The organism is Corynebacterium sp. LK26 (assembly GCF_014335085.1).
In the GTDB taxonomy this organism is placed as follows: Bacteria; Actinomycetota; Actinomycetes; order Mycobacteriales; family Mycobacteriaceae; genus Corynebacterium; species Corynebacterium jeikeium_D.
The window spans coordinates 16,341-29,385 of record NZ_PDHB01000017.1 but is presented as its reverse complement, the minus strand read 5'-3'; the positions used below and the strand labels follow the sequence as shown (position 1 = coordinate 29,385).

Here is a 13,045-nt window from a genome sequence, read left to right as displayed (position 1 = left end):
AGCTATGCCCCCACCTGGCCGTCGGCGCGGTCGAGCTTGTCCAGAATCGGACGGTTCGGCTCACCGGCGGCTTCTGCTTCTTCCTGGACGCGCTTCAGTGCGCGCTCCTCTGGCTTTTCCAGGAGCTTTTCCAAAATAATGACATCGCGCCACTGCCCCGCCATTGGGCCGTAGGTCATCTTTGCCATGTGGTGGTAAATCCCCACTTCACGGAAGCCGAGCTTTCGATGCAGCTTTAACGATCCCACATTCTCCGGGAAGACCCACGAGTGAATCGACCAGCAGTCGAGCTCCGTGGCATCGTCGATAAGCTTCTGCAGCAGCGTCGCCGCCAGCCCCATGCCCTGCCCGTCAGGATGGACGTAGATGGAGTCTTCGATGACGCCATTGAAAATCGGGCGCTTGGATACCGGCGCTGCCGATGCCCAAGCCAGAATCTTGTCCGGGTTTTCTGCGTCGACGGCGACGTAACACAAATCCACTCGTTTGAGTGCGATGAATTCGTCCCACTCGGGAGCGGAGTGCTCCCAGGACGCGTGCCCCGTATCCAGGCCAATCTCGTAGATCTCTTGGATCTGTGGATAGTCCTCTTCACGCATCATTCGAATCGTGAAATCGCGCTTCTTTTCAGCCATAACTACAAGTGTGGCTAATTTTTCCGCGCACGTCGAACGAAACGGCAAAAATATTGTAAAAAGATTACTTTCGCCTGCGCGGTCGCCTGCTTCCGCCGCTGCTTCGACGCCCGCTACGGCTACTACGCGCATGCTTTACGACGGCCCCAGCGCGCTGCCGGCGGGCTTGCTTAGCAAGCGTCTTTTCTCGGGCCGACAACTTCTTCGGCTGCTCGTCAGCCTTCTTGCGCCCCAACTGCGTGCGCGTCGAGTCCTCCCTGCGCCCCTGGACAATGCCGACGAACTCCTGCCGGAGCTCGTCGTCCTCTACTTTCGGCCATACCAACCAAATAGCTGTCCGAGACAGCGGTTCTGTGGCACCTTCCTCGGCCACCAAGTTCGATGAGGCCACCGCCTTCTTCGACAGCGCCTTCAAAATCGTGCGAGGTCCCACCACGACACCTGCACCAGTGGCCGCAACGGGCAGCATCTGTCGCAGCTCATCCGGATCCACGGAGGTCAACAGCACAGTTTCGTCCGCCAACAGCTCCTCCGGCACGGACTCTGTGAGGGAGAACACGTGCTCTTTCTCGAAGGCCACGCCCCAGGCTTCGTCGTAAAGCCGGATGCGATGGAGCGACTCGGGCAGCGAGCTTTCGGACTCTAACCGAACCAGCGCCATGTCAGCGGCGCCGCCGACCAGGTCGGACATCGGATCGTCGGCGGCGTGGGTGTGCAGTGTTGCCGGAATTCGATCCCTAAAGCGGCGAAACCACTTCTCGGGACTGGTGCCGGTGGCGAACACGATGCGCAGGACGGCGGGTTCAGGAGTCGACATACTCCGCAAGGTTACTCGAATGGGTGCTAGCGTTGAACCCATGAAACCCCTAACCGCAGCCAAAAAACTTGGCATTTTCCTCCCGGCCACACCCGAGGAATTTCGCACTGGTGAGATTTCGCACGCGCAGTTTGCCGAACTGCAATCCAATCCGCCGGAATGGCTCGCTGAGCTACGCCGCAACGGACCGCACCCGCGTCCAGAAGTTGCCCGCAAGCTGGGCATCACTATCACGGCGTTGAAGAAGAACGACATGGACAAGCCGCTGACAACGGCGGAGATTAAGGATTTGCTCGAGCAGATGCCGGAGTGGCTGGAGGCCGCTCGTGAGTCCATGGCGAAGCAGCGCGTGGAAGCCGCTGAGGCAGAGGCCAAGAAGGACGACGGCCCTGGTCGGGCTGCCGCTGAAGCTGCTCGCAACGCCGAGAATTAGCAGACACAGCTGGCACAGCTGACACAGCCAACACCTTCAAGGAGGATCTCGTGGCCATCGACTACACCGCACATGCAATCAACCACAAGGACAACGGTACGGTTGTCCTGATTGGCTCGCTGGGCACCACACAGGAGATGTGGGAGCCCCAGGTAGCCGCTTTGAGCGAAAAGTACCAGGTCATCACGCCAGATGTCCGCGGCCATGGCGATTCCCCTATCCCCGAGGGTGAGTGGGACATGAGCCACTTGGCCGCCGACATCATCGAGGTCCTCGATGAGGAGGATGTTGACCGCGCACATTTTGTGGGACTATCTCTCGGCGGCGCTATCGCCCAGACCATCGCACTAGAACACGCCGATCGCGTGGTCAGTCTGACACTGTCGTCGACGGCGCCGAAATTCGGCACACCCGAGGCCTGGCAGGAAAAGGCCCAGCTCGTGCGTGACAAGGGCACAGGCGCGCTCGCGGACACTGTCGTCCGCAACTGGTTTACCGACGAGTGCTTCGACACTACCCCTGAGCTCCCCGCCCGCTTCCGCGACATGATCGCAGATTGCCCCGATGACGGCTACATCGGCGCCTGCGGAGCACTCTCTCGCTTCGACACCCGCGAGCGCCTCGCCGAGATCACCGCTCCGACGCTGGTCATCGCCGGTAAGCAGGACACCTCTACGTCTCTCGACGTCGTCACTTCGCTTCACGACGGCATCGCGGGCTCGACCATGGTCGTCATTTCGCCGGCCAAGCACCTGCTTAACCAGGAGACCCCGGAGTACTACAACTCTGCTCTGCTGGCGCACATTGATGGGATTGCCGACTAGGGGTTAAGTAAAGAAAAGACACACTTTTCTTTACTTAACCCAAGTTTCCGGCCTGCTAGGCGCGCAGGTCACAGAAAGCAGAAGACCCCGCCGGTGCGTGATGCACCATGCGGGGTCTTGCTGCGACGCTACCGGGAGGGGAAAGCCCCTCGCCGGGTGGCGTTGATCAGGCTTAAGCCTCCGTGACGGAGCCGCCTGCCTTCTCGATCTTCTCCTTAGCGGAGCCCGAGAACTTCTGTGCGGTGACGTTCAGCTTGACGCTGATCTCGCCGTTGCCCAGAACCTTGACCGGCTGCTTAGCGCGGACCAGGCCAGCTGCGACGAGGTCGGCAACTGCGACGTCGCCGCCGTTCGGGAAGGCCTTCTCGAGGTCGGAGACGTTCACGACCTGGAAGATGACCTTGTTGTTGTTCTTGAATCCCTTGAGCTTCGGCAGACGCATCTGCAGTGGCATCTGGCCACCCTCAAAGTATGCAGGAACCTTGTTGCGGGCCTTGGTGCCCTTCGTACCACGACCAGCGGTCTTACCCTTGGATGCTTCACCACGACCCACGCGGGTCTTGGCCTTGTTTGCACCCTTGGCCGGACGGAGGTCGTGGAGCTTGATTGGATCGCTCATTTTTACTCCCCTGCCACTTCTTCAACCTCGACCAGGTGGCGAACGGTGTGGACCATGCCGCGGGTGACAGCGTTGTCTTCGCGGATGATCTCCTGACCGATGCGCTTCAGGCCGAGGGAACGCAGCGTGTCACGCTGGTTCTGCTTCCTACCAACAGTGCCCTTGATCTGACGGATCTTCAGTGCCATGGGTTATGCCCCCTGTCCTGCAGCACGAGCGCGCAGCATGGCTGCCGGAGCAACCTCTTCGAGGCTCTTGCCACGACGTGCGGCGACCTCTTCTGGGCGCACGAGCTCCTTGAGGCCGGCCACCGTTGCGTGAACAACGTTGATGGCGTTCGGCGAGCCGAGCGACTTGCAGAGAATGTCCTGGACGCCAGCGCACTCCAGCACCGGGCGGGCTGCGCCACCGGCGATAACACCGGTACCTGGTGCAGCCGGACGCAGCATGACGACGCCTGCTGCGGCCTCACCCTGCACCGGGTGGGTGATGGTGCCGTTGATCATCGGGACACGGAAGAAGTTCTTGCGAGCTTCCTCGGCACCCTTCTGGATAGCAGCCGGGACTTCCTTGGCCTTGCCGTAGCCGACACCGACCATGCCCTGGCCGTCACCCACGATCACCAGAGCGGTGAAGCTGAAGCGACGACCACCCTTGACGACCTTGGACACACGGTTGATGGTGACGACGCGCTCGATGTACTGGTTGCGCTCGTCCTGCTGGTTGTTGCGACGATCGTTACGGCCACCGCGGTCGTTGCGGCCGCCGCGCTCGTTGCGATCGTTGCGGTTGTTATCGGCGGAGCGTCCGCCGTTACGGTCACGTTCCGACATCACGCGTTCCTTCCGTTGGAGTTCATGGTGTTGGTGGTCATTAGAACTTCAGACCACCTTCGCGGGCGGCGTCAGCCAGAGCGGCGACGCGGCCGTGGTACTGGTAGCCAGCGCGGTCGAAGACGACTGCCTCGATGCCAGCTTCCTTCGCACGCTGTGCGATCAGTTCGCCAACCTTGGCGCCACGTGCCTTCTTGTCGCCCTCGACTCCACGGACCTCTGCTTCGAGGGTGGACGCAGCGCACAGGGTGTGACCGACGGTGTCGTCGATGACCTGAACGTGCATGTGACGAGAGGTACGGTGCACAACGAGACGTGGAGTCTCTGGGGTGCCGGACAGGGTCTTGCGGATACGGAAGTGGCGACGTGCGCGAGCGTTGCGACGGCGGGTGGAGATGTCCTTGCCCACCGGCAAACGCTGGCCTTCCTTGTTCGTTGCGTTGTTGCTCATTACTTACCCGTCTTTCCATCCTTGCGACGGACCTGCTCGCCTTCGTAACGGATGCCCTTACCCTTGTATGGGTCATCCTTCCGCAGACGGCGGATGTTAGCGGCGATCTGTCCAACCTGCTGCTTGTTGATGCCTTCGATGGAGAACTTGGTGTTTCCGTCGACGGCAAACTTGATGCCCTCAGGCGCCTCAATCAGGACTGGGTGAGAGTAGCCCAGTGCGAACTCCAGGTTCTGGCCCTTGAGCTGCACACGGTAACCCACACCGAAGATTTCCATCTTGATGGTGTAGCCAGTAGTAACGCCCACGACCATGTTGTTGATCAGGGAGCGGGACAGGCCGTGCAGGGAACGGTTCTTGCGGCGGTCATCGGGGCGGGAGACGACGAGTTCTTCGCCTTCCTGAGCCACGGTGATTGGTGCCGGAATCTCTTCAGCCAGGGTGCCCTTAGGACCCTTGACTTCAACGTTCTGGCCGTTGATGGTGACGGTGACGCCAGAGGGGACGGTCACCGGTGCCTTGCCAATACGAGACATGGTTAAACCTCCTCTTACCAGACGTAGGCGAGGACTTCTCCGCCCACGCCCTTGTTGTTGGCCTCACGGTCAGTCAGCAGACCCTGGGACGTGGAGATAATAGCCACGCCCAGGCCACCGAGAACCTTTGGCAGATTAGTGGACTTTGCGTAAACGCGCAGACCCGGCTTGGAAACACGACGCACGCCAGCGATGGAACGCTCGCGAGATGGGCCGTACTTCAGGTTAAGCTCCAGGGTCTTGCCGACGGTCTCGTCGTTAACGGAGTAGTCGGCGATGTAGCCTTCCTGCTTCAAGATTTCGGCGATGTTGGCCTTGATCTTGGAGGATGGCATAGACACGGTGTCGTGGAACGCATTGTTTGCGTTGCGCACTCGTGACAACATGTCCGCAATCGGATCAGTCATGGTCATGTGAAGTGACCTGTTGCCTTTTTCGTTACGGTTCCCGTGCTCACCCTTGATGAATCGCGTGTACCGCACGATCGCTGGCTACTCACGCTCCGCCTAACTCAGTAGTTAGGGGTGCTCGCTGCCTTTATCCGTGCGGCCGCTTCGGGCGAGGGGCCTGTAACAAAGTGGATGTACAGTTTTTCTCCCTTGTAGCGGGAGACTCTTTCCGCAGGTCATGTGGCATTCCCGGGATTTTGACGCGTTAGCGTCGAAAAAAAGAACATGGGGGTACCTACCTACGGCAAGACCTGACTAGCCTAGCAACCAGCTAAAACATGTCCAAATCCCTGCTCAGAAGCATAGAGCTGAGGTGTAGGGTCGGCGCCATTCAGGGCCGACCGACCTCACTAGCCGCACCTGCTGGCTCACACACTCACCTGCACAGCTCCACAATCCCTCCTTGTAGTACTTTGATTAGGCTTACCTTGTTCATATAAGCTTGCTCCCGTTAAGATCATGGACTTTCACGCGTCAAGGAGGGATGCATGGCTATCTCTACCCCGCATGCGCAATCCCCTTCTCAATCACACCTGGGGTCTCGCGCGGACGCTACTGCGGACGCTTCTGCCAGCGCTCCATCAGGTAAAATCCCGCGTCGCCTCGTCGGCCTCGGCGTCCTTTTCCTCCTATTGCTCGCCAGCATCGTTGCCAGCATCGTGTTTGGATCACGGCAGATCCCTTTTGGAGAAGTGTCCGCCGTGTTCCGCGATCTCGGCACGGCGTTCGGCCACGCGGAGGGGCTGAATGTGGATCAGCGCGTGATCGTCGAGCTCCGCATTCCCCGCACCCTGTTGGGCCTAGTCGCCGGTGCTGCCCTTGGCGCCTCCGGTGCATTGATCCAAGGGCACACGCGCAACCCTCTCGCGGACACGGGCATTCTCGGCATCAACTACGGTGCGTCCCTGGCCGTGGTTGCCAGCTTCTCCTTGCTGGGTGTGACGTCCGTGTGGGCTACCAGCATGTGGGCGTTCGGTGGGGCCATCGCTGCTACTGCGTTGGTGTTTAGTTTGGCGTCCATAGGAGGAGGACAGGCCAATCCAATGACGCTGGTCCTCGGCGGCGCGGCTTTGTCCGCGGTCCTCAGCGCCATCATCAGCGGTTTTATCCTCACTGACGATGCCAATCTGGATCGCATGCGCTTCTGGACCGTCGGCTCCATCGCGGGCCGGGATCTCACCGTGTTCTACGGCGTGCTGCCGTTTATCCTGGTGGGCCTCCTGCTGGCGTTCATCACGGCACCGCAGCTAAACCTCCTGAATCTGGGCGATGACATCGCCTCCGGACTGGGCATCAACACCCAGCGCGCCCGCCTGATTGGCATGGCTCTGATCGCACTGCTGGCCGGTGCCGCGACAGCTGCCGCCGGCCCCATCACCTTCATCGGCCTGGTGGTCCCGCACCTCGTGCGCGCCATCACGGGCCCTGATTACCGCTGGATCCTCCCTTACTCTGCCCTGACGGGTGCGGTGATGATGCTGTTCGCAGACGTGGTGGGCCGTCTGATCGCTCGTCCGGGCGAGTTGCAAGTAGGCATCATCCTCGCGTTCGTGGGCGCGCCGTTCTTCATCGCCCTTATTTATCGACGCCGGGTGGTGGCCATTTAATGAGTTCCCTCCTTGCCCGCCCTACCTCTTCCACTATCCCTGGGCGCCCGCCATTCCGCGTGGGCTCATTTTCTGTGGTCTGGCGCCCTCGCGCGTTGACGGTGTCTCTATTGCTGCTCGTGGCGATCGTCTTGCTAGCGGCGGTCTCCATCGGCCTGGGTGACTATCCTGTGTCCCCGGCTCGTGTGCTGGAGGTGCTGTTCACCGGCCAGGGCACCCGCATTGAGCGTCTGGTGGTTTTGGATTGGCGCATGCCTCGTGCGCTGACGGCCATTCTGGTGGGCTGTGCGCTGGGATTATCCGGAGCCCTCACTCAGTCCGTGACTCGCAATGCGCTGGCCAGCCCGGATATCTTGGGCTTCACTACGGGCGCGTCCGCGGCCGCGGTCACCGTCATCACTCTGGGTGGTGGCGCTGGTGGTTTCCTCGGCTGGCTCAGCAGCATCGGCATTCCCTTGGCCGCGGTGCTTGGTGCGGCTGTCACCGCAACGGTGATGTGGGCTCTGGCGTGGAGGAGATCGACTGATTCCTTCCGGCTAGTGCTGTTCGGCATCATCATCTCTGCTCTGTTGACCTCGTATATCAACTTCCTGATGATCCGCACGGAGTTGCGCGATGCCGCGGCCGCGCAGTTCTGGCTTACTGGCTCCCTGAGCACTGCGGACTGGTCCAAGATGTGGCCCATCGCCATTGTTGTGTTGGTGTTTACACCGCTGCTGGCCTGGATTGGTCACCAACTTTTAGCCACCTTGCTGGGCTCGGATACTGCACGGGCTTTGGGACAAAACGTCCAGGGTGTGCAGGTGCTTCTGCTCGCCGCTGCCGTGGCTTTGGCAGCAGTGGCGGTCTCGGCCGCTGGCCCCATCGGGTTCGTCGCCTTCGTGGCCCCACAGGTGGCGCTGCGCTTGTGCAACTGCTCTGCACCACCGCTTCTGGCCTCTGCGCTGACCGGCGCTGCGCTACTCCTGCTGGCAGATATCAGCACCCAAACTCTTCTGCCCGTAGAGCTGCCGGTGGGCATTCTCACCTCGGCAATCGGCGGTGCGTTCCTTATTTATTTGCTGGTCCAACGGAATAGGTCAACCACGGCATGAGAAAAGATCCCACCCTGGAAGTTAGCAGTGCCGCGAACAAAGAAGGACACATGACTCAGAAGCACAGCATGAGCGCACGCGGCCTCGCCGTGGGCTACGGCGACCGGACGGTCATCGAAGGCTTGGACGTGGACTTTCCTCGCGGGCAGATCACCACAATCATCGGCCCCAATGGCTGCGGCAAATCCACGTTGTTGCGAGCCATGTCTCGTCTCCTTCCGGCGAATGAGGGCGAAGTGCTGTTAGACGGCGCCGATATCTCATCCATCAGGCGCAAGGACCTCGCACGGACCATCAGCGTGCTGCCACAAACCCCTACCGCCCCGGAGGGACTCAACGTGGCTGATCTCGTCTCGCGCGGTCGGCACCCACACCAATCGTGGATCCGTCAGTGGTCGTCCACGGACGAAGCCGAGGTGCACAAGGCGCTGGAAATGACTGGCTCGATGGGGCTGGCGGAGCGCACCCTGGATTCTCTGTCCGGAGGGCAGCGGCAGCGTGTGTGGATCTCCATGGTTCTTGCGCAGAACACGGACATCCTGTTCCTGGACGAGCCCACCACCTACCTGGATCTGGCCACGTCGGTAGAGATTTTGGAGCTGGTGCAGCGTCTACGCCGAGAGCTGGATCGGACTGTGGTGATGGTGCTGCACGATCTCAACTTGGCTGTACGCTACAGCGATAATCTCGTGGTGATGAAGGATGGACAGGTCCTCGCCACCGGGCGTCCCAGCGAGGTCATTACCCCAGAGCTACTGCTCGAGGCGTTTGCCCTCAACGCGCTAGTCATCGAGGATCCTGTCACCGGCGGTCCGCTGATCGTCCCCAAGTGACGATCAGGGCTTAGTCCTCCATCAGCTCCTGGGCGGGAGTCTTCTTGGACTTCCGCCAGTTGATCATCGCGGAAATCACCACCGGAGTCACAGACACCAGCACGATGACGATGGCGATCATGTCGATGCGATCCGCAATGCCCGGGATATCCCCCAGCAGCACGCCAATGCCGACCATGCTGACAATCCACAGCACTGCACCCGTGACGTTCCATCCCACGAACTTCTTGTACGGCATCTCCGCGGTACCAGCGGCCACGGGAATGTAGGTACGCACGATCGGGATGAAGCGCCCCAGTACCAGAGCCAACGGCCCGTACTTCAGGAAGAAAGCCTCGGCTTGTTCGAGGTGCTCGGTTATGAGGATCTTGGCGTCGGGCTTAAACAACTTGCGGCCAAAGCGGTGGCCGAGCCAGAAACCTACCTGGTCGCCCAAGAACGCCGCGACGATGGCCACGCCCACCAGAATCGGAACGTTCAAGCCCAGCTGATCGCGCAAGATTGCCGCGGTGACCAGCATGGAATCGCCGGGGAGGAACGGGAAGAGCACGCCGGATTCAATAAAGATAATCAGCGCAATGCCGCCGAGCGCCCAGCCGCCAAAGTTCTGGAGCAGGGTGGTGGCGTCCATGAGGTCGCTTAAGTGCACAGGGAATCCCTTCTAGAAAACAACTGGTCTATTCTTACCCCGGTTTCTGACCGGAATACAGGCAGCTCGCCCCTAGCGTGCATCCGTTATCCCCATGAGTGCCCGTCCCCTAGCCAGCAACAGCAAAACCGCCCCAGCACGTTCATGCGGGGCGGTTCGGCAGTTGATTCAGACTACTTCGTGGCGTCTGCCAACGGCTGCTCGATCTTGTCCAGCAGGTAGTTCAGGCTCAGCACGGTCTGCCATCCGAAGGCCTTTTCCAGGTCGCCTTCCAGGTAGACACTGTGTCCGTCCTTCACGGCGGGCAGCTTGCCCACGATCGGATCCTCGGTCACAGAAGCCTTGCTCTGCTTCGGAGAGTAAGACAGTTGATCCCACACCAGCACGTCAGAGTTGATCTGGTCTGCGTTTTCCTTGGAGACCTCACCGTAGAACTTGTCCTTGGTGATGCCCGCGTAGGCCGGGTTGATCTTGAATCCCAGCTCGGTGAAGAAGCGGCTACGCGGATCGCCCTCGGCAAAGACAGCCAGGCTCTCGTCGGAGACAGTGGCCACGCCGAGTTCCTTTTCGGCCCATTCTGGGTGGCGGCCCTTGAGCTCTGCGAACTTCTCCTTGACCTGCTCCACCTGGCGCTTTGCCTCTTCAGGCTTGCCCACGGCCTGCCCGATCTCTTCCGTGGTCACGTCCCATGGTTGCTGTAGTTCTTCGTATTCGCCCTTTTGTACGACGACAGGGGCGATCTCAGACAGCTTCTTGTACGTGTCTTCATCGATGTCCGAGTACACGGCCACGATGAGGTCTGGATTGTCCTTGGCGATGGCTTCCGCGTTGACTTCTGTGTCCTTGTCGATCCGAGGAGTGTCGCCCTCGATCTTGTCATTGGACCAGTTGCCCGCAGCCTGACCATCCGGGGTCATTCCGTCCCAGTACTTCACGGAGACAGGAGTAACTCCCAGCGCCAGCAGTGCGTCCTGATCCGTGTAGCCCAAGGAGACCACGCGCTGCGGGGCTTCCTTGATTTCGGTGGAGCCGTAGCGGTGCTCGATGGTGGTGGGGAATGCGCCCTGCTCGGCGTTGACTGCCTGGGAGTCCCCGGAATTTCCGGACTGGTCATCAGTCGAGCAAGCGGTCAGTGCCGCGCCCAAGGTCAGCACAGCAGCGGTGCTAACGAGAATCTTCTTGAGTGTCATTTTTCTCCGTTGTTACTGGTGACGGATTTCCGCGCGAGGCGTGGCCCGTACACAAAAGGGAAAGGTCAAACCTTTGGTTGGATATATCCAGCCCTATGTCCAAAGAATTCGGTGGCGGTCAGTTCCGAGTTGTCGTCGAGACGAACACGATCCAGAACAATCGCCGGCGCCGGCACGTTGGCACGGGGCGATCCACAGACCACCGCGATTCCTCCCTCGTGAGGGATGGTGACTCGGCCGGGGGTTCCGCCGAAGCGGCCCTGCGAGACGTGCGCGGAAAGCACGCGGACGCGCTGGCCTCGGAATTCAAAGTAAGCATTGGGGTACGGGTCGGACTGCGCCCTGACCAGCAAGGCGATATCTTCCGCAGGTTGGGTGAAATCTATGCGAGATTCCTGCTCGCCGCGCTTGTGGAAGTACGTAGCGCGGGTGGGATCTTGAGGTTGCGCAGTGGCGGTGCCTTGGGCGACGTCACTCAATGCGCGTTCCACGAGGGGCTCGATGAGGTCGATGGTCTTGGCCACGAGATCCGTGGTGGTGTCCTGCGGACCCACGGGGATCGCGCGCTGGGCAACGATGGGTCCGCCGTCCAGCACTTCATCCATCTCGTGCACAGTGACGCCCACGTGAGTTTCCCGGTTCAACAGCGCCCACAGGATGGGCGAAAATCCGGCGTACTCGGGCAGGAGACCATCGTGGACATTCAATGCGCCGTGCTTGGCCAGGCTGAAAACCTCGGGAGGAAGCCAGGTTCGCCAATTGTTGGCCACGATGATGTCTGGTGCAGCATCGCGCAACGCCTCAATGACGTCTTGACCCACGCGCTCAGTGACACACACCTGGAGCTCATGTTCGCTGGCGAGCTCCTCAACGGAGTCTGCCCACATTTGCTCATAAGGGTGATCGCTGGCAGGGTGCGTAACTACCAAAACTACTTCATGACCAGCATTGATGACCGCAGACAACGTCCGGTGTCCCCACGACTGATAGCCGAAAACAGCAACTCGCATGCAGGGGATGTTAGCTTAGGTTTACCTATGTAGTCAATGATGAAAGTGGCGCAGTTTTCATGCCAGACTCCCCGGACGTGACCACCCTTCACCGAATCTCGGTGCCCGCGGATGCGGAAGCCCTCGTTTTCCCGGACCCCTACCGCTCGAACGTCGAGCTCACCGAATCGATGTCCACCGTCGATGTGCGCATCCCGGCGCACTCAGCAGTGACCTATAGCTTTCAATCCGGCGAGCTGAAATATCCCGATCCACATAACGCACACGGCGCAGGCCCACAGGCGAGCCTATTGAGCGGCGATTCTGTGGACCAGACACTCTGGCCGCCTCGCTCCCCAGAAGTCATCGCGGACTTGCCCGGCGCACGCCTGTCCATCGACCGGAAGGTATTCGGCAGGCGCTGCACCGCGCGCCTCGATGACCGCGGTGCGGATACCACCGTGGTGTTTTTGGATGGCGATGACTGGATCCATCTGCATGACCTCACGGGCGCACTGGACCGGGCAGTCACGGCAGGGCTTATCCCCCAGATCAACCGCGTCTTCCTGCCGGCAGCCAAAGACCGCAGCGAGGAGTACACCTCCCAAACATTCGCCAGCGCACTGGCCACCGAGCTTCCGCCGATCATCAACAGCAGCCACATAGTCCTGGTGGGGCAAAGCTTCGGCGGTCTCTCCGCCCTGCGCGCAGCTCTTACGGCTTCCACCGAAACCACGCCTGCAATCAAAGGAGCCATCGCCCAGTCCCCTGCCGTCTGGTGGTCCGCTGACCGTTCTGCAGAGCTCGCGGACACGCTCTCGGACGGGCCCGCAGGAGGCGACATTGCCGCACAGCTCACTGGCCCCTCACTCGAAAATCCTGCGGCTCACAGTGGCTCCGGTCTGGCACGCATCGTACTGACGTGCGGTGCAGAAGAGCCGCCCATGCAACGACACGTGGATGCAGTGGCCGATGCCCTGACACGCCGCGGCTTTCCCACCACCAATCACCGCACGCCCGGTGGCCACGACCCTGCGATGTGGCGCCACGGGATCATCCCGGCACTCGCCGAATTGCTGGGCTGAA

At 60.7% G+C, this 13,045-nt stretch carries 17 protein-coding genes; 6 read left to right on the top strand and 11 right to left on the bottom strand.

The window, feature by feature from the left end; all coding sequences use genetic code 11:
- Window positions 1-2: 2 nt before the first annotated feature.
- Window positions 3-635: a GNAT family N-acetyltransferase gene (locus tag CRD13_RS09280; RefSeq protein ID WP_016423177.1), complete on the bottom strand. Its 633-nt coding sequence runs from the start codon at window positions 633-635 to the stop codon at window positions 3-5.
- Between the two features lie 64 nt (window positions 636-699).
- Window positions 700-1,452 carry a LysR family transcriptional regulator gene (locus CRD13_RS09275; RefSeq protein WP_070862894.1) on the bottom strand — a complete coding sequence of 251 codons (753 nt, stop codon included), beginning with the start codon at window positions 1,450-1,452 and terminating at the stop codon, window positions 700-702.
- 40 nt (window positions 1,453-1,492) lie between these two features.
- Here CRD13_RS09275 and CRD13_RS09270 point away from each other — a divergent pair, with 40 nt between their 5' ends.
- On the top strand, window positions 1,493-1,885 hold the full coding sequence (locus CRD13_RS09270; RefSeq protein ID WP_042389451.1) for a DUF5997 family protein: 393 nt from the start codon (window positions 1,493-1,495) through the stop codon (window positions 1,883-1,885).
- 50 nt (window positions 1,886-1,935) lie between these two features.
- The gene (locus tag CRD13_RS09265; protein WP_016423180.1) at window positions 1,936-2,709 is read left to right on the top strand and encodes an alpha/beta fold hydrolase; all 774 of its coding nucleotides are present in this window, start codon (window positions 1,936-1,938) and stop codon (window positions 2,707-2,709) included.
- A gap of 172 nt (window positions 2,710-2,881) precedes the next feature.
- On the opposite strand, the gene rplO is transcribed toward CRD13_RS09265, so the two are convergent.
- Genes rplO through rpsH form a run of 6 tightly spaced genes read right to left on the bottom strand, consistent with a single transcriptional unit; the run spans window position 2,882 to window position 5,561 of the window.
- Window positions 2,882-3,328, bottom strand: coding sequence for a 50S ribosomal protein L15 (gene rplO, locus CRD13_RS09260; protein WP_012359606.1), 447 nt, complete (start codon window positions 3,326-3,328; stop codon window positions 2,882-2,884).
- Window positions 3,329-3,330: 2 nt separating this feature from the next.
- Window positions 3,331-3,516, bottom strand: coding sequence for a 50S ribosomal protein L30 (gene rpmD, locus CRD13_RS09255; protein WP_048733820.1), 186 nt, complete (start codon window positions 3,514-3,516; stop codon window positions 3,331-3,333).
- Between the two features lie 3 nt (window positions 3,517-3,519).
- Window positions 3,520-4,161, bottom strand: a complete 642-nt coding sequence (rpsE, locus tag CRD13_RS09250; RefSeq protein ID WP_012359604.1) for a 30S ribosomal protein S5 — start codon at window positions 4,159-4,161, stop codon at window positions 3,520-3,522.
- Between the two features lie 40 nt (window positions 4,162-4,201).
- Window positions 4,202-4,612 (bottom strand): 50S ribosomal protein L18, encoded by a 411-nt coding sequence (gene rplR / locus CRD13_RS09245; protein ID WP_035004242.1) that lies wholly within the window; start codon window positions 4,610-4,612, stop codon window positions 4,202-4,204.
- Window positions 4,612-5,148 carry a 50S ribosomal protein L6 gene (gene rplF / locus CRD13_RS09240; RefSeq protein ID WP_035004244.1) on the bottom strand — a complete coding sequence of 179 codons (537 nt, stop codon included), beginning with the start codon at window positions 5,146-5,148 and terminating at the stop codon, window positions 4,612-4,614. Before rplF ends, rplR begins: the two co-directional genes overlap by 1 nt.
- Window positions 5,149-5,162: 14 nt before the next feature.
- Window positions 5,163-5,561 (bottom strand): 30S ribosomal protein S8, encoded by a 399-nt coding sequence (rpsH, locus tag CRD13_RS09235; protein ID WP_034986964.1) that lies wholly within the window; start codon window positions 5,559-5,561, stop codon window positions 5,163-5,165.
- Window positions 5,562-6,085: 524 nt separating this feature from the next.
- On the opposite strand from rpsH, the gene CRD13_RS09230 reads away from it, so the two are divergent.
- The 3 genes from CRD13_RS09230 to CRD13_RS09220 are packed head-to-tail and all read left to right on the top strand — an operon-like array spanning window position 6,086 to window position 9,131.
- Window positions 6,086-7,204 carry an iron ABC transporter permease gene (locus tag CRD13_RS09230; protein WP_005325331.1) on the top strand — a complete coding sequence of 373 codons (1,119 nt, stop codon included), beginning with the start codon at window positions 6,086-6,088 and terminating at the stop codon, window positions 7,202-7,204.
- A complete protein-coding gene (locus CRD13_RS09225; protein WP_005325330.1) occupies window positions 7,204-8,298 on the top strand; it encodes an iron chelate uptake ABC transporter family permease subunit in 1,095 nt (364 codons plus the stop codon). Before CRD13_RS09230 ends, CRD13_RS09225 begins: the two co-directional genes overlap by 1 nt.
- Window positions 8,299-8,348: 50 nt before the next feature.
- Window positions 8,349-9,131, top strand: coding sequence for an ABC transporter ATP-binding protein (locus CRD13_RS09220; RefSeq protein ID WP_019176090.1), 783 nt, complete (start codon window positions 8,349-8,351; stop codon window positions 9,129-9,131).
- A 10-nt stretch (window positions 9,132-9,141) separates the two neighbouring features.
- Here CRD13_RS09220 and CRD13_RS09215 read toward each other — a convergent pair whose 3' ends face one another.
- The 3 genes from CRD13_RS09215 to CRD13_RS09205 form a co-directional block, all read right to left on the bottom strand.
- Complete coding sequence (locus CRD13_RS09215) at window positions 9,142-9,780, bottom strand: DedA family protein (RefSeq protein WP_005325329.1); 639 nt, start codon at window positions 9,778-9,780, stop codon at window positions 9,142-9,144.
- A gap of 173 nt (window positions 9,781-9,953) precedes the next feature.
- Window positions 9,954-10,970 carry an iron-siderophore ABC transporter substrate-binding protein gene (locus CRD13_RS09210; protein WP_005291893.1) on the bottom strand — a complete coding sequence of 339 codons (1,017 nt, stop codon included), beginning with the start codon at window positions 10,968-10,970 and terminating at the stop codon, window positions 9,954-9,956.
- Window positions 10,971-11,035: 65 nt separating this feature from the next.
- Window positions 11,036-11,980 carry a methionyl-tRNA formyltransferase gene (locus CRD13_RS09205; protein WP_005325328.1) on the bottom strand — a complete coding sequence of 315 codons (945 nt, stop codon included), beginning with the start codon at window positions 11,978-11,980 and terminating at the stop codon, window positions 11,036-11,038.
- A 77-nt stretch (window positions 11,981-12,057) separates the two neighbouring features.
- Here CRD13_RS09205 and CRD13_RS09200 point away from each other — a divergent pair, with 77 nt between their 5' ends.
- Entirely contained in the window at window positions 12,058-13,044 is a 987-nt protein-coding gene (locus CRD13_RS09200; RefSeq protein ID WP_224784305.1) for an esterase family protein, read from the top strand.
- The last annotated feature ends 1 nt before the right edge of the window (window position 13,045 follow it).